Source organism: Corallococcus sp. AB049A, assembly GCF_003668885.1.
GTDB lineage: Bacteria > Myxococcota > Myxococcia > Myxococcales > Myxococcaceae > Corallococcus > Corallococcus interemptor.
Genome location: NZ_RAWL01000159.1, coordinates 1 through 18,047, shown reverse-complemented (window position 1 = coordinate 18,047; position 18,047 = coordinate 1). Strand labels below are relative to the sequence as shown.

Below are 18,047 nucleotides of genomic sequence, written 5' to 3'. Positions count from 1 at the left end.
CAGCCACACCACGTCGCGCACGCGGTGCAGCTCGCGCGCGCCCTCCATCCGCCGGAACAGCAGCGCCGGCAGCACCGCCTCCAGCGTGGAGCCCAGCACCACGGACAGCCCCACCCCGGGCGTGACGTCCATGGCGTACGCCACCGCGCCCGCGCCCATCGCCACCGCGGGCCAGCGGGACACGCCCAGCAGCAACAGCCCGCCCAGGGCCACGCCCGAGGGAAGCCAGACGGGACAGATGTGGCTCTTCTCCGCGGCCAGGGACAGCGCCACCCGCGCGGCCAGCAGGTACACCGCCGCCAGCGCGAGGCACTCCACGAGGCCCCGGATTGGGAACGCCGCCACACGGGCCTGAGGACGACCTTGGATGATGACTCCCCCCGTCCCCGCCGGGCCGTGAATCCAGGGCCTCGGGAACATGCGCCATGCTAGCGGGGACCGCAGGACGTTGCACCCCATCCGCAGGCAGGCCCACCCGGCAGGCAGGCGGTGCCCGGCGGGCATGCAATGGACACCCTTCAGGACCGTAGAAGAGGGCAAGGAGGAACGAATCTCATGTCGCGTCCCGGTCTTGCTGCGCTGCTGTCGTTCTTCATCCCCGGCGTGGGGCAGATCTACAACGGAGACATCCTGCGCGGGGTCTTCTGGCTCATCGTCACGCCCGGCTTCTGGCTGGGCACGGGTGGCATCCTCGGCTGGGTGTGCCACGTCATCGCCGCGGCCACCGCCTACAACCGCGCGGAGGACAAGGAGCGGCTGAGATACAGCGTGGGCTGACGTCACGCGGACATGAAAAAGGGGCCGCCAGGCCCCTCACCCACCGCCGCCCCGGTGCCCTCATGGGCCGGGGCGGTGTCGTTGCATCCGCCTCAGGTGTTGAAGGCGTCGGGCAACGGCTGCGGGCCCGGGACGATGCCGGCGATGTCCGGATCCTCTTCGCCCGGCCCGCGAGTCGGACGCTGGTCCTTCTCGGTCTTGCGCTCGGCCTTCTTGGCGTCCTTCTCGCGCTGCTTCTGCGCGCGCGCCATCTCCTTCTGCCGCTTCGTGGACCTTCCCTGCATGGAACCTCCTGGAAATCATTGACCGAAAAAGAGGCCCGGCCCCGTCAAGGCCGGACCTCGTGGATGCGTGAAGAGCAGCCGAGCCGGTTGGCTCAGCCGACCGGGCGGACGTTCTCCGCCTGGAGCCCCTTGGGGCCCTTCTTCACTTCGAACTCCACCTTCTGGCCCTCGGCCAGGGTGCGGAAGCCGTCCGACTGGATGGCCGTGTGGTGGCAGAACACGTCCGGACCACCGCTGTCCTGCGTGATGAAACCAAAGCCCTTCGCATCATTGAACCACTTCACCGTACCACTTGCCATGATCTGCTTCCTTGTCCCACTGGCAACCCGGCGAAATCGCCGGACTGCCCGCCCCCATATTTTGGGGCGAAGACCGCGCCTTAACCCTGAACAGGCATGAAGTCGAGCCGGGAACCACTCCCGGTTTCCCTCACGTCGTCGAAGGTAACAACCTCGATCCGGCAGTGAAACGCCTTCTCGGGGCGGTGCATTTCCCGCTGGCTGACGCTCCAGACGGCCAGGGGTGACAGGTTTGGGAGGCGGCGGTGTTCCGGAATAGTTTTCAGCCCTGAACACTTCCGCCTGGACGTGTCCTATCGTGGAGTCCACCGGTTTCCGCTCCACCCAGCCGTCCCCCTCCCGTGAGGCGTCCCTCCCAGTGACAAACCCGACCCGTGTGACCTTTGGCCAGCGAGACGCCTCCTTCGCGGAGGACCTGAAGCGGCGCGTCTCTGAATACTTCGAGACCCGGAACCTCTCGCAGCGGGCCAACAAGGCCATGTACGTGAAGGCCCTCTGCATCCTGGGCTTCACGGCGGGCGTCTACGGCCTGCTGCTCAGCGGCCACTTCAACGCCTGGGGCATGCTGGGCCTGGCTGTCTTGATGGGCGTGGCCATCGCGGGCATCGGCTTCTGCATCGGCCATGACGGCGTGCACGGCTCCTACAGCGACGACGCCCGGGTGAACGGCGTGGTGGGCCTGGCGTTCGACCTGATTGGCGCGAACAGCTACATGTGGCGCATCACCCACAACGTCCTCCACCACACCTACACCAACATCCAGAACATGGACGAGGACCTGACGGTGAGCCCGCAGCTGCGGCTGTCGCCGCACAGCGAGTGGAAGGGGTACCACCGCTTCCAGCACCTGTACGCCTTCCTGGCCTACTCGCTGACCACGGTCTTCTGGGTGTTCGCCAAGGACTACAAGTACTTCTTCCAGAAGGACCTGGGCCCCTACAAGGACAAGAAGCACGCGCCGGCCGAGTGGGCCCGCCTGCTGGCGATGAAGGCCGTGTACTACGGCTGGACGCTGGTGATTCCGTGGCTGGTGCTGGACGTGACCTGGTGGCAGTTCGTGGTGGGGCAGCTGGCCATGCACATGACGGCGGGCTTCATCCTGGGCATCGTCTTCCAGCTGGCGCACGTGGTGGAGAACGCGGAGTTCCCCGTGCCGGACACGGACGGCAAGGTGGAGGACGCCTGGATGGTGCACCAGCTGCGCACCACCGCGAACTTCGCCCGCAAGAACCGCCTGCTGAGCTGGTACGTGGGCGGCCTCAACTTCCAGGTGGAGCACCACCTGTTCCCCAAGGTGTGCAGCATCCACTACCCGGCCCTGAGCGAAATCGTGAAGGCCACCGCGCACGAACACGGCCTGCCCTACATCGAGGCGACCACCTTCCGGAGCGCCGTGGCGTCGCACTACCGGATGCTCAAGATGCTGGGCCGCCCGCCCGCCGTGAACGCCGTCCCGGAGCAGTCCAAGCCGGACCTCGCCGTGGCCGCCTGATCCACGAAGTCACCGCGCGGTAACTCCAGGGGCCGTCCTCCTCACGAAGGAGGCGGCCCCTGCTGCTTTTCAGGCGCCCGCGGTCCTCAGCGCCGCCAGCAGCTCGCCCGCGGAGGACACCACCGCGCGAGCCCCGTGCGCGTGCAGCTCCTCCGCCGTGCGGAAGCCCCAGGTGACGCCCACGCCGTACATGCCCGCGGCCTTCGCCGTGTCCATGTCCACGGAGGTGTCCCCCACGAAGCCGCACGCGCCCGGCACCACGCCCAGCTCCGCCGCCAGCGCCAGCGCCGCCGTGGGGTCCGGCTTGCGCGGGATGCCCGGCCGCTCGCCGTACACGGCCGTGAAGCGCACGCCCGGCAGCAGCCGCGCCGCCAGCCGCTTCACGAAGTCATCCGACTTGTTGCTGAGCACGCCCAGCCGCACGCCGACCGCCGCCAGCTCCCCGAGCGCGTCCTCCACGCCCGGGTAGGCGCGCGTCCGGTCGAACAGGTGGCTGTCGTAGTAGGCGTGGTAGGTGGCCAGCACCTGCCCCTGGAGCGCGGCGGGCGCGTGGCCCGTGGCCCGCTCCGCCAGCTTCGCGACGCCCTCCCCCACGAAGCGCAGGTAGGCGGCCTCCGGGTGCGGCGGCAGGCCGTGGTGCACGAGCGCGTGGTTCATCGCCGTGGCGATGTCCCCCAGCGAGTCCACCAGCGTCCCATCCAGGTCGAAGAGCACGGCGCGCAGGAGCATGGGGCGCTTCTCTAGCAGAAACGCGAACGCCCCGACCCAGGCAGGGTCAGGGCGTCTTTTGTAAAGCGCGGACCCCGGAACCGGCCGGGGTCCGCCGCGAAGCTTGGGTTACGGCGTGACGGCGGCGGTCTTCTCACCGGCCGCGGCGCCACCGGCCTGGATGACCGCGAAGTTGATGTTGCCGTAGCCGGCCGTGGCGCAGCTGAACATCACCCGCTTGATGACCTTGAACTGGACGTCCTTGTTGGCCTGGATGTTGACGTCGCCCTTGAAGGTCTCGCCACCACCGGCCATGGAGTGCAGGTCCTCGAACTGCTTCTTCATGTCCCGCAGCTTCTCTTCCAGCGCGGGGATGTTGAGGTACTCGTCCTTCGTGAGGTCCTCCACCCGGCCCACGATGGTGCCCGACACGCTGACCTGGTCGTTGGACACCATCACCACCGGGTGCATCTCCACTTCCTTCACGTTGACCGCTTCGGGAAGGACGATGTCCTTGGTCATCATCAGCACCTCGCCCGTCGCGGAGAAGTTCGCGATGAGGAAGAGCACGATGATGACGAACATGTCGACCAGCGGGGTGATGAGCAGGTCGGCGTTGCCGTTCTTCTTGCCGTGACCGCCGTGTCCGAAGACCTTGGAGTGCTCCAACCGCTTGCCGTACCGCTTACCGGGAACCTTGATGCCCATGGCTTGGGTGCTCTCCTGTTAGCCCATCGCCGCGGAGACCGACACCTGGGGAAGCCCGGAGCCGATGCACTCGTCGATGATGCGGACCAGGTCCTCGTAGCGGACCGCGTCCTCGGTCTGAAGGGTGATGGCGGCCTGATCCGGCAGCTGCGCCTTCAACTCCTTGAAGCGCGCGACCAGCTTGGTCAGGTCCGGGCGGCCCTTGTCATCCCGGGTGAGGGGGATGGGGTCGAAGGCGCTCTGGTCGGCGGTGAGGCGCATCTCCGTGGCGGACACCAGGAGGGTGAGCTGGACCGTCTTGGTCTTCTCCTCCTCCTGCTGTTCGTCCGTGGAGGCCCCGCCGGCCTGCGACACCTGGAGACGGCCGATCTGGGTCCAGACCGCCGTCATGATGAGGAAGCTGATGGTCACCGCCATCAAGTCGATGAAGGGCACCATGTTGATGGCGGTATCGAGCGGCTTCTTGCCACCCTTTCCACCGGTGCCCAGGTCCATTCCGCCGGCCATGGCGACTACCTCCCAACCCTACCGCGCTCTTCGCGCACGAACGACGTTTCAAGAAGACTGCGAAGGATGGCGCGCTTCCCACAGACAACGCGCCAGTGCTTCCGGTTCCACGTCCACCGCGACTGCCTGAGGAGGACTACTCCTCGGCGTGGGCGGAGGCCGGGATGTTCAGGTTCTTGAACTTGTCGCGGTTGGCCACGATGAGGTTCAGCACGGAGACGGAGGTCTCGTTGATGTCGTTGATGATGCCCTGGGTGCGGCCCATCAGCACGGAGAAGGCCACGAGCGCCGGGATGGCCGTGAGCAGACCGAAGCCCGTGCAGTTCATGGCTTCAGAGATGCCGTTCGCCAGAATGGTCGCCTTGTCGGCCGGGTTCACGTTCGCCACCGCCTCGAAGCAGGTGATGAGACCGTTCACCGTGCCCAGGAGGCCCGCGAGCATCGCCGCGTTGCCGAGCATCGCCAGGTAGCCCGTGCGCGCCTCCAGCTTCGGCGTCTCACGCAGGCTGGCCTCGTCGAGCGCCGCCTGGACCTCTTCCTGGCCCTTGGGCACGCTCATCAGGCCGGCCTTGACGACGTTGGTCAGCGGGGTGCTCTTCTGGCCCGCCACGTAGTTGATGGCCTTGTCCAGGTCACCCGCGTAGATGTGCTTCTTCAGCCCGCGCAGGAAGCCTTCCTTGTTGATGGAGGCCTTGCCGAACAGGACGATGCTGCGCTCGATGATGATGGAGAGCGCGATCACGAGACAGACCGCGATGGGGTACATGCCGGCCTGACCGGACTCCCAGCGGCGCCCCAGCTCCTGCAGGAAGGTCTCATTGCTTCCGCCGGCGTTGGCGAGGACGGACAGATTGGCTACGAACCCCAGGTTCATCACGGAAAGCCTCCAGATGGACGGCGCGGCACGCGCCTGCGAGCCGCTCCGCACTGCTACCGGCCGGGTGGACATCCACCCAGGTCAGCGGCAGGAATTTTGGATCACGGTGGCGCCGAGTCTAGGAACCGCTCCCAGGCGTGTCAAGGCAGGCACCCTCAGCGTTAGTTACTGAAATCTCACAGGAATTTTGCGTTGGCGCGCGGCTTGCCAAGTCGCTCTCCAGGGCACATGACAGGCCCTTTCCTGCCTCTTGCGCAACGTGCGTGCCAGCGATTTGGGCACCTTGAGAGGCCGTGTTAGGCGGGGAAACCATGGCCAGGAAGCGCATTGGTGAGCTGCTGGTGGAACGCGGCGCGATCACCCCGGAGCAGCTGGAGGCGGGGCTCACGGCGCAGCGACAGACGCGGCAGCGGTTGGGCGTGACGCTCATCGGGCAGGGCGCCATCACGGAGGCCACGCTGGCCCAGGCGCTCAGCGAGGCCCTGGGGATGCCCCAGGTGGACCTGGCGGCGATCACCCCGGACTGGGCGGCGGTGCACCTGCTGCGTGCGCGCTTCTGCGAACAGCACGACCTGTTCCCGTACGCGCTGGAGACCGTGGCCGGCAAGCGCCAGCTGGTGGTGGCCATGGCGGATCCGCTGAACATCACCGCCATCGAGGAGATTGAGTTCACCAGCGGCCTGAAGGTCAGCGGCCGGGTGACGGCGCTGTCCGCGGTGCGCGGCGCCATCCTGCGCTACTACCACAAGGTCCCGGTGGCCACGGGCCCCCGCCCTGCCCCGGCGCGTCCGCCTGCAAGAGCGGCTCCAGTGCCCGCGCGCCCGGCCGTGGTGGAGGACGACGAGGAGGTCATCGTCGGCGAGGAGCTGCCCGCGGCGGAGAAGACGCAGCGCACGTCGCTGGCGGACCTCATCCGCGAGCGCGAGGAGCAGGCGAAGCGCAAGCGCGGCGGCGGCGGCACGGCGGACAAGCCCAAGGCGCGGGCGCCGGCGTCCGGCGGTGGCGGCGGCGTGCTGGATGACCTGGACTACCTCTTCGGCCAGGCGGCCCGGGAGGAGCCGGACCGGCTGGAGGAGCTGGAGCGCCGCTTCTGGGCGCTGATGCGCATCATGGCGCGCAAGGGCCTGCTCACGAACGAGGAGTTCCGCCGCGAGCTGGATGACGAGGGCGGTGAGGGCTGAGGCGAGGACTGATTTTCAGTCCGCCGCCAGGGGCAGCCGCACCGTGAAGGTGGTGCCCTGCCCCAGCGTGCTCTCCACGGTGAGGCGTCCGCCGTGGTTCTCCACGATGCCCTGGCAGATGGACAGGCCCAGGCCCGTGCCCCGGCCTTCGGGCTTGGTGGTGAAGAAGGGCTCGAAGATGCGCGACAGGTTGCGCGGGTCGATGCCGGTGCCGGTGTCACGCACGCGCACCACCGCCTCCGGGCCCTCCTGGAGCGTGGACAGGGACACCAGTCCGCCGGGCTGCATGGCGTGGCAGGCGTTGGTGATGAGGTTGACGAAGACCTGCACCAGGTTGGCGCGCACGGCGGCCAGGGGCGGCACGTCGCTGGCGTACTCGCGCTGCACGCTGACGCGGGCCTGGGACACGACGTGCTCGCAGAAGCCCACCGCCATGTCCACGACGGCGTTGAGCGACACGCGCTCCGGCCGGTCCTGGGCGGGCCGCGCGTAGCTCACCAGGTCGCGGGTGAAGCGCAGGATGCGGTGGCTGCTCTCCAGGATCTTCTTCAGCTTCTCCTGGTCCGCGGGGTTCGCGCCCGGCGTCATCCGCGAGCGCTGCAGGAGCGCGTCCGCGTACGTGGCCACCGCCGTCATGGGGTTGTTGATTTCATGCACCACGCTGGCCGCGAGCTGGCCAATGGAGGCCAGCTTCTCCGCGTGGATGATGCGCTTCTCCAGCTCCTTCACCACCGTGACGTCCTGGCCAATGGCGATGACGCCTTCGACCTCTCCCGGCTGGGTGAGCATGGAGGAGGTGGCGAAGGACACGCGCACCTCGCCGCCGTCGCGGGTGAGCAGGCGCGTCTCGAAGTTGTTCACGGACTCGCCGCGCATGGCCGCCGCCAGCACGGGCGCCAGCCGCAGCTGCTCGCTGTCCGCCACCAGCGAGGACAAATCCCTGCCCAGCACCTGCTCCTTGGTGAGGCCGGTGAGCGCGCTCAGCGCCTGATTGAAGACCACCACCTGCTTGTCCCGGTTGACCACCAGGATGAGCGCGTTGGCCTTCTCCAGCAGCTCCTCCAGGTACTTGCGCACGAACGTCAGCTCGTCGATGAGCTTCGCGTTCTTCACCGCCACGGCGACCTGGCTGGCCAGCTGGAGCAGCACGCGCTCGTCGTGCGCGGGGTCCGCGTCCAGCCCCTCCGGGTACTCCATGTTGATGGCGCCAAAGAGCTGGCTGCTCGCGACCAGGGGCGCGCTCACGGCGCGGGTGCTGCCGTGGAAGAGCAGCGGGACCTCTTCGGAGATGGTCACCCGCCCCTGGGGCAGCGCCGTGGGGGTGAGGTTGGTCTTCTCCACGGAGCGCTGGAAGAGGACCAGCGGTTCGTGCGCGCCTTCCTTCAGGCGCCCTTCCGCGTAGAGCGACGTGAGGCCGCCGGTGCGCGCGTCCACGATGCGGATGCAGAAGGCGCGGCCGGGGAAGAGCTCTTTCACGCCGCGCGCCACCGCGGCCACCAGCTCCTCCTCGCCGCCGGCCTCCGCCACGCTGCGGCCCAGGTCCAGGAGCACGCCTTCGGTGCGCGCCTGCTCCAGCAGGGCCCGCTCCGCCACCACCAGCCGGCCGCTGATGACCTCCGTGTCCACGCGGGCGCGCACCGCCACGGTCTCCGCGCGGCGCGACAGGGTGAGCACCAGCGAGGTGCCGCTCTGGAGCACCAGGTCGATTTCGTGGGACTGCCCGTCCTCCGGCGCGACGGCGCTGGACAGGGCCTCCGCCACCACGTCCACGCTGATGTCGTGCGCGGCGCAGAAGCGGCGCATGGCCGCGTTCACGGCCGCGATGCGCAGGGCCACGTCGCAGACGGCGGCGGGCTCGTCCAGCGCGTCGAAGAAGGCCTGGAAGGCGTCGGGGGCCAGATTTCCGGACGGACGCACGGCGCGGACCTCACTCTTCATGGGAGCTGGCCTTGTCCAGGTCGAGGATCTGCTGCGCGCCCACGTACGACTTCACCTCGAAGCGGGTGATCTTCCCGATCTTCCGGACGATCTCCGCCATGCGCTCCGCCTCGCGGTAGATGATGTCCACCGGCCTGTAGGCGAAGTCCTCCTCCTTGAGCTTGCGCTTGAGCAGCTCCGCGTAGCCCATCACGGAGGTGAGGGGCTGGTTGAGTTCGTGGGCCGCGGTGCCGGCGAGCGCGACGATGACGGCGTTCTTCTCGCTCGCCTCCAGCCGGTTCTCCACGTCCGACAGCTTGCGCTCCAGCTGCACGCGGTCGCGAAGGTCCGTGAAGATGCCCACGGTGAAGGACTCGCGGCCGCCCTCGTAGACGATGGAGGCCGTCATGTTCACCGGCACGCGCTCACCGGAGCGGTGCACCAGCTCCTGGCGCGTGAGCGACAGCCGGCCCTTGCCGCCCATGTCGGGAGCGCGCAGCTGGGCCATGATGCTCCGGGCGACGCCGGGCGGATAGAGCTGGTTCGCGTTGAGCTTCTCCTGGGCCTCCTGCGCGGTGTAGCCGCACATGGCCTCCGCGCCCTTGTTGAAGAGGATGATGCGCCCCTTCAGGTCGGCCGCGATGATGGCGTCCACCGACGAGTCGATGAGCCGCTCCAGGAAGTCCTTCGTGTTGCGCAGCTCGTCCTCCAGCTTGCGCGCGTGCGTGACGTCGCGGAAGGACAGGATGGTGGCCGCGTCCTCGTCGCGCAGCGGCGCGGCGGACATGGACAGCGTGAGGCAGCGTCCGGCGGGCGTGCGCACCACCACGTCCACGCCCATGCGCGCCTCACCGCGCGACGCGGACGTCACCAGCTCCATCAGCACGCCGTCGTCCACCGGCTGGGTGATTTGATTGAGGTGCTTGCCCCGGGCCTCGCTGGCGGTGGTGTCCAGCATCTGCGCGCCCGCGGGGTTGAGCGACAGCACGGCGGCCTCGTCGTCGAGGATGGCCACGCCCTCGCTCACGTGGGCGAAGAAGAGCTGGTAGGGCTTGAAGGACGCGGCCTTCTCCTCCGCCGCCAGCCGCGCCGTCTGCACGGACTGGAGCACCGACGCGCTGCGCAGGGCCACCGCCGTCGCGTGGGCCACCGTGGTGAGGAAGTCGATTTCGCGCGTGCTGAAGGCCCGCCTGCGCCCGGCCGCGCGCAACAGGAGCACGCCGCGCACCTGGCCGCGGATGGGCAGGGGCAGCGCGGCGATGGCGTGGATGCCTCGCGCGGCCACGGCCCGGCGCTCCGTGTCGCCCAGCAGCGGATGCGTGGCGGCCTCCTGCATCACGACGGGCTTGCCCGTACGCACGACCTCGCGGATTTCGGGGTAGCGCGCCAGGTCGATGCGCAGGTCCTTCATGCCCGGGTCGTCGCTGGCGGCGACGATGACGCCCTCGTCCACGCCGCCGCCCACCATCACCAGCGTGGCGCGCGCGATGTCCAGCTGCTCCGCCAGACGGCGCGTCACGCCGTGCAGCAGCGCCTCCACGTCGGAGCTCTCCGCGTAGTCGGCGGTGAGTTCCAGCAGCAGCGCCAGGTCCGTCTGGCTGCGGGCCTGCTCCTCGCGCTCGCGGTGGCGCTCCGCGGCGCGCTGCAGGCGCCAGGCGAGTTCGTGGGGCAGCCCCTGGTGGGTGACGATGTCCGCGGGGCGCAGCGTGTCCACGGCGGCGAAGCCGCGCGGCTCCGGGGACACCACCGCGAGCAGCGTGAGGTGCGGCCCGTTGAGGGACGTGAGCAGCTCCACCACCGCGGGGCCGCAGCCGGGGGCGGTGAGGTCCACCAGCGCCAGGGCGGCGTCGTCCGGGTCGTCCACCACGCGCAGGCCCGCGCGCTCGGCGGCGGCGTTGAGGGGTTCTCTTGCCACCGACCCCGGGGGGACCAGGACGATGCCGAAGGCGGGTTCCGACGGGGCCGACACGGGGGCGCAGGACTCCGGAGCGAGGGGCCCCGGAGTCTACACAACCCCCGGGGTCAGGGGCAGCCCGACTCGAACGCGCCCTGGTCCGGCGCCGGACCGCAGAAGGGCAGCCCCAGGGACAGGCCCGCCTCGCGAGCGGGCGACTGCGCCGACAACTGGTAGTCGTCCGCGCCCGTGTCCACGAAGCCCGGGGCGCGCTCCTGGGAGCGTTTGTCCAGGCCAGCCTTCGTGCGCCAGTCCGCCAGGCTCAAGGAAGCGCCCTCCAGGTTGAACACCACCGCGCCGCCGCTTCGGAAGTACAGGTTGCCGTCCACCACCGCGCCGCTCCGGCCCGAGCCGCCGCGCGCGGCGATGCCACAGCCCGCGAAGACGTTGTTGCGCACGTCCAGGCCCTCGCTCGCGCCGTTGGAGCCCGTGCCGAAGACGAGGCACGCGCCGCTCAGGTTCCAGACGGTGTTGTGCTGCACCTTCACGTCCACGGACGCGTCCACGCGGATGCCGGTGCCCTCCTCGCCGTCCGCTTCGCCCAGCCCGTCGTGGATGAGGTTGCGGCGGAGGATGACGCGCGTGGGGGGCGCGCCCTCGCGGTTGCCGCCAATCTGGATGGCGCGCGCGTTGGCGTAGAAGACGTTGTCCTCCAGCGTGACGTCGGAGGGGGACATGTGGACGAGGATGCCCTCGCCCGCGGAGGTGGACACGGCGCGGTGGTTGTAGACGGTGTTGCCGCGCAGCGTGACGCGGGTGCACGTCTTGATGTCCGCGCCGTTCTCCCGGTTGTCGTGGAGCTGGTTGTTCTCCACGAGCAGGTTGTCGAAGGGCGTGCCCGGGTTGGTGGCGCCGCCCTCCGGCCCCAGGCACTGCACGCCGTCGCCGGAGTTGTGGTGGATGTCATTGCCGCGCACGGTGACGTTGAACGCGGAGGTCTGCACCGCGACGCCGTGGCTGTCCACGTCGCCCTGGTCGAAGCGGGAGATGTCGTTGTTCTCGACGAGGACGTCGTGCGCCTTCTCCGTCACGTAGACGCCCGCGCCCTCCCTGCCGTTCTTCACGATGCTGTCCTTCAGCACGCCGTGGTGCGCGCCCGCGCCGCGCCACATCACCGCGAAGGCGGACTCGCCGCCCACGTCCACGGTGAGCCCCTGGATGTTCCAGTGCGCGCCGCTCACGTCCACCAGCGCCGTCTCGCCAATGGAGCCGCCCTTGAGGATGGCCGTGGCGCCCGGCGCGGCCCTGAGCGTCAGCGGCTTGTCCGCCGTGCCCTGCCGTTCCTTCAGCTCCACGTGCTCGCGCCACGTGCCGGACTGGAGGAACACCGCCTCGCCGGGCTTCACCAGGGACAGGGCTCGCGCCACCGTGCGCAGGGGGAGTTCCTGCGTGCCCGCCGCGGAGTCGTTGCCGCTGGGCGAGACCCAGAGCACGCGCGTGTACTGCGACCCGGCGGGCGGCGGAGGCTCCGGCTCTTGCGGCTCCTGCGTGGGAGGCGGTTCGGGAGTGACAACGCCTGCGTCCTCTTCAGGGCTCGTGGGGGTCTGCGGGCGCTGGGGAGGGGTGACGACGGGCGGCGTGGACGTGCCCGGAGGCGTGGCTATCGCGGACGCGGGCTCGACCTTTCCGGTACAGCCGGCGGCGCCAGCAAGCATCCCGGTGGCACAGACGATGGTCGTCAGGGTCTGGCGGAAGCGCATGTGGACTCCTCGTGAGGGTTCACGGCGCGGGGGTGCGCTCGCGGGGTCGGCGGGCAACGGGCACACGCGTGGCGCGCATTCCCCGTCAGCCGTGAACTCCGCCCATGCCTGTCCGCAGGGCAACCGGGCAGCCGCGCGCGGGACGGACGACGCGAGCCGTGTCCCCCGTCATGAGGAACACGGCCCGGATGCGACAGCGGCTGACGGCTTCAGGGAGCGGTGGAGTCCTGGGACTCCCGGCCCAGGAGTGCGTCCAGCTGGCCGCGCGCCTCCAGGTCGTAGAGGTCATCGCAGCCGCCGATGTGTTGGCCCTCGATGAAGATCTGCGGCACCGTCTGACGGCCGCAGCGCCGCAGCATCTCCTCGTGCCGCCGCTCGTCCGCCGCGACATCCACCTTCTGGAACTCGCAGCCCTTCTCGTTGAGCAGCTCCATGGCCTGCCGCGAATAGGGGCAGGTGCGCTTCATGTAGACGACGACCTCAGGCATCACGACCTCCTGCGTCGAAGGGTGGGGACGCCGTTCAGGGTCCGCCACCCGGCGCGAAGGCGCTCGCTCCCCTGCCCGCTCGCTTTAACGAGCCCCGGACACGGCCGCGGGCAGGCGCGCGCTGGCCTCCCGGGCACGGCCGCGCAGGTCCCACGCGTACAGGGCGCACCACTGGAGCCCGGCGGTGAACACGAACAGCAGCGGCCACAGCGGCGTGTAGTGCAGCCGCAGGAGGTACAGCCCCGCGTAGTACACGTAGAACTGGAGCACGAACGCGAGCAGCGAGTGCCGGCCGATGACGCTCGTCGCGCGCAGGTAGCGCGCCAGGTATCCGGCCTGCTCGGCGCGCATCAGGAGCCCCAGCAGCGCGAGCACCGTGCCGCCATAGAGCATGAGGTAGGCCGGCCCCGGCGGGTACTTCTGCGCCTGCGACGTGAGCGCCATCAGCGTGTCGAAGCCCGCGCCGTGCCACAGGTGGTGCACCGCGATGTGGACCACCACCAGTCCGGCGCCGCCCATGGCGATGCCCAGGCCCACGAGTTCGAAGCGGCGCCCCACGCCCTTCGCGTCCGCGCGGCCCCAGGTCCCCATCCACTCACCGAACAGGCTGCCCATCAGGTACACGCCCAGCCACGGCACCACCGGGAAGCCGGAGAGCAGCACGGACAGCTGGCGCTGACCGAAGAAGACCTCCTTGAACGTGCGCGCCACGGCCGACTCCGGCCACCAGCCCAGGCTCACCACCCAGCTCAGGACGAACAGCCCCAGCCCCAGCGCCGCGCGGGCCCGTCCATTGAGCCGCGTCACCAACCAGGGCCCCACGAGCAGCGCCACGCCGAGGGTGTCCGTCACCACCAGGGTCCGCAGCAGGTACAGCGGCTCGTCCGGCCAGAAGCGATACGTGGGCACGATGAGCAGGTGACCCACGGTGAGAAGGAAGAGACCCCGGCGCTGGAGCCGCGTGCGCAGCGGACCGAAGTCCCGGCTGCGCGCGTACAGGAGCCCCAGCATCAGGCCGCTGATGAGCATGAACCCTGGCGTGGCCAGCCTCGTCAGCAGGTTGAGCCGCTCGCGCAGGTGCGCGGCCTCACCGCCCAGCGGATAGAGATACGCATCCGCGAAATGCGACAGGAACACGAGCAACATCACCGTGCCCCGCATGGCGTCCACCGCTTCCAGCCGTCCAGAGACGGATCGCGCCCCCGACACCTGCTCGCGCTCCATTGGGATTGTCCTTTCGGATGACGGCGCGCGGCGTGGATGGCACCCCTCCCCCTCGAGCGGGTGCCTGCCTTGCGCGCCGGATGACTGGGATATCACCCTGGCCCGCAAAGACAAACATCCGGCCCAAATGCCTTTCCCACTGGAATCCTTGTCGCGCCAAGCACCGTGTCTTGGATTTGGACGAAGCCGGGTGGCCGCCCGGTGGGGAGGTGGACGGGCATCAGGAGGGGTCCGGCGGGACCGGGCGTGCTAGGTAGGAGTCATGTCTCCCCGACGCCCCGAAATCCTCGCCCCCGCTGGTGACCTGGAGTCGTTGCGTGCCGCCCTGGCCAGTGGCGCGGACGCCGTCTACTTCGGGCTCGATGAAGGCTTCAACGCGCGCGCCCGCGCGGAGAACTTCTCGCTCGAGCGGCTGCCTGAGACGGTGGGGCTCATCCACCGGGCGGGCGCTCGCGCCTACGTGACGTTGAACACGCTGGTGTTCGAGCCGGAGCTGCCGGTGGTGGAGCACCTGCTGCGCGGCGTGGCGAAAGCCGGGGTGGACGCGCTCATCGTGCAGGACCCGGCGGTGGCGCTGCTGTCGCGGGCGGTGTGCCCCCAGCTGGAGCTGCATGCCTCCACGCAGATGACGCTGTCGAGCGCGGAAGGGGCGCGCTTCGCCACGGGCCTGGGCTTCACGCGCATGGTGGTGCCGCGCGAGCTGTCGGTGGCGGAGATCCGCCGGCTGGCGTCGCAGACGGACATCGAGCTGGAGGTCTTCATCCACGGCGCGCTCTGCATGTCGTGGAGCGGCCAGTGCCTCACGAGCGAGGCCTGGGGTGGCCGGTCCGCCAACCGGGGCCAGTGCGCGCAGTCCTGCCGGCTGCCGTACGACCTGGTGGTGGACGGCGAGACGCGCGACCTGGGCGAGGTGAAGTACCTGCTCAGCCCCAAGGACCTGGCGGGCGTGCGCGCGGTGCCGGAGCTGGCGGACATCGGCGTGCACAGCCTGAAGATCGAGGGCCGGCTCAAGGGGCCGGCGTACGTCTCCAGCACGGTGCAGGGCTACCGCCGCTGGCTGGACGGCGTGATGGCGGGCAAGCCGGACGGGGCGCGGCTGGCGAAGGACCTGGCGGACATGTCGCTGTCGTACAGCCGGGGCTTCTCCCACGGCTTCCTGGCGGGGTCCGACCACCAGACGCTGGTGGAGGGGCGCTTCCCCAAGCACCGCGGGCTGTACCTGGGCCGGGTGCACGCGGTGTCCGGCAAGGACGTGCTGGTGGTGCCGGACGACCGGCCGTGGACGGGCGCGCTGGGCCTGGGCGACGAGCGCCCGGAGGCTCCGGCGGGCAACGTGTCCGCGCCGCTCACGGGCGACACGGACCCCGCGGACGTGGATCCGCGCCCGGGCATGGGCGTGGTGTTCGACGCGGGCGCGCCGGAGGACAAGCACGAGCCGGGCGGCCCCATCTTCCGCGTGGAGCGCGAGGGCGACGCTTGGGTGCTGGGCTTTGGCCATCCGGGTCCGGACCTGGGCCGCGTGGCGCCGGGGCAGCGCGTGTGGCTGAACAGCGATCCGGCGCTGGCGAGGCGCACGGGAGAATTGCTCGCGCAGGGTGAGCCCGAAGGGCGCATCCCGCTGTCACTGGTGGTGACCGGCGTGGAGGGCTCGCCGCTGCGCGTGCGGATGAGCACCGGGCGCTTCACGCGGGAGGCGGTGGGCACGACGGTGCTCGCGCCGTCGCGGGGCGCGGGCGTGGACGCGGCGCTGCTCAAGGACAAGCTGGCCGCGCTGGGCGGGACGTGTTTCCACCTGGCGCAGCTGGATGCATCCGGCCTGGCGCCGGGGCTGCACCTGCCGGTGTCGGAGCTGAAGGCGCTGCGGCGGCAGCTGGTGGCGGAGCTGACGGCGGACGTGGAGCGGGGCCCTGCCCGGACGGTGAGCACGGAGGCGGTGGAGGCCGGCGTGCGGCAGGCGTTGCTTTCGAAGGTGGCGTCGCGGCCGGCGGAGGAGGCGCCCCGGTTGCTGCCGCTGTGCCGCAACGACGCGCAGCTGGAGGCGGTCATCGCCGCGGGCCTGCGCGAGGTGGAGCTGGACTGGATGGAGATGGTGGGGCTCCAGAAGGCGGTGGAGCGGGCGCGCGCGGCGGGGCTGCGCGTCACCATCGCCACGGTGCGCGTGCAGAAGCCGGGTGAAGAGGGCTACGACACGCGCCTGGACCGGCTGCGTCCGGACGCGGTGCTGGTGCGCCACTGGGGCGCGATGATGCACTTCCTGGAGCAGCCGGCGGGGGCGTCGCGGCCGGTGCTGCACGGGGACTTCTCGCTGAACGTGACGAACTCGCTGACGGCGGCGCACCTGTTGAGCCTGGGGCTGGACACGCTGACGGTGTCGCACGACCTGGATTCGGAGCAGCTGTTCGCGCTGCTGGAGCAGGCGCCGGCGCACCGGTTCGCGGTGGCGCTGCACCACCACATCGCGACGTTCCACACGGAGCACTGCGTGTATTCACACACGCTGTCCAACGGGCGCGACTACAAGGCCTGCGGGCGGCCTTGTGAGAAGCACGCCATCGCGCTGAAGGACCGGCTGGGGTTGGAGCATCCGGTCATCGTGGACGTGGGGTGCCGCAACACGGTGTTCAACGCGCAGGCGCAGAGCGCGGCGTCGCTGGTGCCCCGGCTGCTGGAGCGCGGCGTGCGGCGCTTCCGCGTGGAGTTCGTGCGCGAGTCTCGCGAGGAGGCCGCGCGGGTGCTGGGCGCGTATCAGGAGCTGCTCGCGGGCCGGCTGTCGCCCGCGGAGGCGGTGAAGCGCGCGGCGGTGCACGAGCAGTTCGGCGTCACGCGCGGCACCATGCAGGTGCTCAAGCACCCGGCGGCGAACGCGCGCTGAAGTAGGACGCCGGTGACGTCCTGAGGGATCCGCTCAGGCCGCGGCCGCGGGCGGGGGCGCGGTGTTCGTCTCCACCAGGTTCACCGGCTCACCGTCCTCGCCCAGGATCACCGGGGCGATGCCCAGCTTGCGCTCCACCAGCGCGTGCCCCAGGTAGACGAGCGGCGTCAGGCCGATGGCCACCAGCAGCTTCACCGCGTACGAGGTGAAGATGATGCGGAAGATGACGTTCTGGGGCAGCACGCCCGTCCACGCGACGAACTGCACCACCATCGTGTCGATGAGCTGCGACACCACCGTGGAGCCCGTGGCGCGCAGCCACAGCATCCGGTTGTTCGTCACCCGCTTGAGCAGGTTGAACACCGAGATGTCCAGGAACTGCGCCACCAGGTACGCCACCATCGACGCCACCAGGATGCGCTGCGAGCCGCCGAACACGTTGTTGAACGACGACGCCACCGTCCCCGTGTAGTCCTTCGCCTCCGTCATCGGCGCCCACGGAATCAGGCCCGCCAGCGCGACAATCACGAACGTGAAGATGGCCATGAAGAAGCCCACCCACGTCACGAACCGCGCCACCTTCTTGCCGTAGAACTCATTGAGGATGTCCGTCAGCAGGAACGTCACCGGGAACGGCAACATCCCCACCGACATCACCGCCACCACCGGGCCCAGGTGCACCTCGAACAGCTTCACCCCGATGATGTCGCCCACCACCAGCGAGGTGATGAACACCCCCGCGAGCACCATGAAAAGCTGAATCCGCCGGTCCAGGATCATCCGATGCGTCCTTCAAGAGCGAGGCGCCCCTACAGCTAGCACACCCTCCCGCCCTCGTCGCTTGGACGCCCGGCCTCTACTCGGGCAGATAGTACTGCCGGCCCGGCCCCACGGCCGCCATCTCCCCGGGGACGCCTCCCTCGGACAGCACCAGGCGCGGCCGGTACACGCCCAGCACCGTCTGCTCGGTGGCCGTCGGGTTGTCGTAGCCGTGCCCGAAGACGTCCGAACCGCTGAAGGCCATCCCCCGCCCCACCGGCTGCCCGGCCAGCAACACCC

Annotated in this window: 17 protein-coding genes and 1 pseudogene; 4 read left to right on the top strand and 14 right to left on the bottom strand. The window is 69.8% G+C overall.

Going from position 1 to position 18,047, the window contains the following annotated elements; translation table 11 throughout:
* The coding region (locus D7X55_RS18475) for an MASE1 domain-containing protein (protein WP_233609919.1) at nucleotides 1-345 on the bottom strand (345 nt) is incomplete at its 3' end.
* Between the two features lie 210 nt (nucleotides 346-555).
* On the opposite strand from D7X55_RS18475, the gene D7X55_RS18470 reads away from it, so the two are divergent.
* Entirely contained in the window at nucleotides 556-777 is a 222-nt protein-coding gene (locus tag D7X55_RS18470) for a hypothetical protein (protein WP_121723769.1), read from the top strand.
* Nucleotides 778-869: 92 nt separating this feature from the next.
* Here the strand turns inward: D7X55_RS18470 and D7X55_RS18465 are convergent, their stop codons facing one another.
* Nucleotides 870-1,061 (bottom strand): hypothetical protein, encoded by a 192-nt coding sequence (locus D7X55_RS18465; protein ID WP_120547588.1) that lies wholly within the window; start codon nucleotides 1,059-1,061, stop codon nucleotides 870-872.
* Between the two features lie 92 nt (nucleotides 1,062-1,153).
* Nucleotides 1,154-1,360, bottom strand: a complete 207-nt coding sequence (locus D7X55_RS18460) for a cold-shock protein (RefSeq protein WP_120547587.1) — start codon at nucleotides 1,358-1,360, stop codon at nucleotides 1,154-1,156.
* A 358-nt stretch (nucleotides 1,361-1,718) separates the two neighbouring features.
* Here D7X55_RS18460 and D7X55_RS18455 point away from each other — a divergent pair, with 358 nt between their 5' ends.
* Nucleotides 1,719-2,852, top strand: coding sequence for an acyl-CoA desaturase (locus tag D7X55_RS18455; RefSeq protein WP_121723770.1), 1,134 nt, complete (start codon nucleotides 1,719-1,721; stop codon nucleotides 2,850-2,852).
* Between the two features lie 69 nt (nucleotides 2,853-2,921).
* Here the strand turns inward: D7X55_RS18455 and D7X55_RS18450 are convergent, their stop codons facing one another.
* The 4 genes from D7X55_RS18450 to D7X55_RS18435 form a co-directional block, all read right to left on the bottom strand.
* Nucleotides 2,922-3,581, bottom strand: a complete 660-nt coding sequence (locus D7X55_RS18450) for an HAD family hydrolase (protein ID WP_121723768.1) — start codon at nucleotides 3,579-3,581, stop codon at nucleotides 2,922-2,924.
* A 108-nt stretch (nucleotides 3,582-3,689) separates the two neighbouring features.
* On the bottom strand, nucleotides 3,690-4,268 hold the full coding sequence (locus D7X55_RS18445; RefSeq protein ID WP_120547584.1) for a biopolymer transporter ExbD: 579 nt from the start codon (nucleotides 4,266-4,268) through the stop codon (nucleotides 3,690-3,692).
* An 18-nt stretch (nucleotides 4,269-4,286) separates the two neighbouring features.
* On the bottom strand, nucleotides 4,287-4,775 hold the full coding sequence (locus D7X55_RS18440; protein ID WP_120547583.1) for a biopolymer transporter ExbD: 489 nt from the start codon (nucleotides 4,773-4,775) through the stop codon (nucleotides 4,287-4,289).
* Nucleotides 4,776-4,911: 136 nt separating this feature from the next.
* The gene (locus D7X55_RS18435) at nucleotides 4,912-5,649 is read right to left on the bottom strand and encodes a MotA/TolQ/ExbB proton channel family protein (RefSeq protein WP_120547582.1); all 738 of its coding nucleotides are present in this window, start codon (nucleotides 5,647-5,649) and stop codon (nucleotides 4,912-4,914) included.
* 314 nt (nucleotides 5,650-5,963) lie between these two features.
* Between D7X55_RS18435 and D7X55_RS18430 the strand changes: the two genes are divergently transcribed.
* Nucleotides 5,964-6,833 (top strand): general secretion pathway protein GspE, encoded by an 870-nt coding sequence (locus D7X55_RS18430; protein WP_121723767.1) that lies wholly within the window; start codon nucleotides 5,964-5,966, stop codon nucleotides 6,831-6,833.
* Between the two features lie 15 nt (nucleotides 6,834-6,848).
* Here the strand turns inward: D7X55_RS18430 and D7X55_RS18425 are convergent, their stop codons facing one another.
* The 5 genes from D7X55_RS18425 to D7X55_RS18405 form a co-directional block, all read right to left on the bottom strand.
* Complete coding sequence (locus D7X55_RS18425; RefSeq protein ID WP_121723766.1) at nucleotides 6,849-8,771, bottom strand: ATP-binding protein; 1,923 nt, start codon at nucleotides 8,769-8,771, stop codon at nucleotides 6,849-6,851.
* Nucleotides 8,761-10,719, bottom strand: a complete 1,959-nt coding sequence (locus D7X55_RS18420) for a PAS domain S-box protein (RefSeq protein WP_199747002.1) — start codon at nucleotides 10,717-10,719, stop codon at nucleotides 8,761-8,763. Before D7X55_RS18420 ends, D7X55_RS18425 begins: the two co-directional genes overlap by 11 nt.
* Nucleotides 10,720-10,772: 53 nt before the next feature.
* The gene (locus D7X55_RS18415) at nucleotides 10,773-12,404 is read right to left on the bottom strand and encodes a nitrous oxide reductase family maturation protein NosD (protein ID WP_120547579.1); all 1,632 of its coding nucleotides are present in this window, start codon (nucleotides 12,402-12,404) and stop codon (nucleotides 10,773-10,775) included.
* 209 nt (nucleotides 12,405-12,613) lie between these two features.
* Entirely contained in the window at nucleotides 12,614-12,892 is a 279-nt protein-coding gene (gene grxC / locus D7X55_RS18410; RefSeq protein ID WP_120547578.1) for a glutaredoxin 3, read from the bottom strand.
* An 84-nt stretch (nucleotides 12,893-12,976) separates the two neighbouring features.
* Nucleotides 12,977-14,116 (bottom strand): heparan-alpha-glucosaminide N-acetyltransferase domain-containing protein, encoded by a 1,140-nt coding sequence (locus D7X55_RS18405; protein ID WP_121723765.1) that lies wholly within the window; start codon nucleotides 14,114-14,116, stop codon nucleotides 12,977-12,979.
* A gap of 262 nt (nucleotides 14,117-14,378) precedes the next feature.
* Between D7X55_RS18405 and D7X55_RS18400 the strand changes: the two genes are divergently transcribed.
* Entirely contained in the window at nucleotides 14,379-16,988 is a 2,610-nt protein-coding gene (locus tag D7X55_RS18400; RefSeq protein WP_121723764.1) for a U32 family peptidase, read from the top strand.
* 33 nt (nucleotides 16,989-17,021) lie between these two features.
* Here D7X55_RS18400 and D7X55_RS18395 read toward each other — a convergent pair whose 3' ends face one another.
* Together D7X55_RS18395 and D7X55_RS18390 are read right to left on the bottom strand one after the other, a co-directional pair.
* Nucleotides 17,022-17,768, bottom strand: coding sequence for a queuosine precursor transporter (locus D7X55_RS18395; protein WP_121723763.1), 747 nt, complete (start codon nucleotides 17,766-17,768; stop codon nucleotides 17,022-17,024).
* 76 nt (nucleotides 17,769-17,844) lie between these two features.
* A pseudogene (locus D7X55_RS18390) lies at nucleotides 17,845-18,047 on the bottom strand (dihydroneopterin aldolase); the annotation flags it as partial.

What these genes read in the sequence shown, in the direction of transcription:
- D7X55_RS18470 (WP_121723769.1), top strand. Translation starts at nt 556, where the DNA reads ATGTCGCGTCCCGGTCTTGCTGCGCTGCTGTCGTTCTTCATCCCCGGC.
- D7X55_RS18465 (WP_120547588.1), bottom strand. Translation starts at nt 1,061, where the DNA reads ATGCAGGGAAGGTCCACGAAGCGGCAGAAGGAGATGGCGCGCGCGCAG.
- D7X55_RS18460 (WP_120547587.1), bottom strand. Translation starts at nt 1,360, where the DNA reads ATGGCAAGTGGTACGGTGAAGTGGTTCAATGATGCGAAGGGCTTTGGT.
- D7X55_RS18450 (WP_121723768.1), bottom strand. Translation starts at nt 3,581, where the DNA reads ATGCTCCTGCGCGCCGTGCTCTTCGACCTGGATGGGACGCTGGTGGAC.
- D7X55_RS18445 (WP_120547584.1), bottom strand. Translation starts at nt 4,268, where the DNA reads ATGGGCATCAAGGTTCCCGGTAAGCGGTACGGCAAGCGGTTGGAGCAC.
- D7X55_RS18440 (WP_120547583.1), bottom strand. Translation starts at nt 4,775, where the DNA reads ATGGCCGGCGGAATGGACCTGGGCACCGGTGGAAAGGGTGGCAAGAAG.
- D7X55_RS18435 (WP_120547582.1), bottom strand. Translation starts at nt 5,649, where the DNA reads ATGAACCTGGGGTTCGTAGCCAATCTGTCCGTCCTCGCCAACGCCGGC.
- D7X55_RS18430 (WP_121723767.1), top strand. Translation starts at nt 5,964, where the DNA reads ATGGCCAGGAAGCGCATTGGTGAGCTGCTGGTGGAACGCGGCGCGATC.
- D7X55_RS18425 (WP_121723766.1), bottom strand. Translation starts at nt 8,771, where the DNA reads ATGAAGAGTGAGGTCCGCGCCGTGCGTCCGTCCGGAAATCTGGCCCCC.
- D7X55_RS18415 (WP_120547579.1), bottom strand. Translation starts at nt 12,404, where the DNA reads ATGCGCTTCCGCCAGACCCTGACGACCATCGTCTGTGCCACCGGGATG.
- grxC (WP_120547578.1), bottom strand. Translation starts at nt 12,892, where the DNA reads ATGCCTGAGGTCGTCGTCTACATGAAGCGCACCTGCCCCTATTCGCGG.
- D7X55_RS18405 (WP_121723765.1), bottom strand. Translation starts at nt 14,116, where the DNA reads ATGGAGCGCGAGCAGGTGTCGGGGGCGCGATCCGTCTCTGGACGGCTG.
- D7X55_RS18400 (WP_121723764.1), top strand. Translation starts at nt 14,379, where the DNA reads ATGTCTCCCCGACGCCCCGAAATCCTCGCCCCCGCTGGTGACCTGGAG.
- D7X55_RS18395 (WP_121723763.1), bottom strand. Translation starts at nt 17,768, where the DNA reads ATGATCCTGGACCGGCGGATTCAGCTTTTCATGGTGCTCGCGGGGGTG.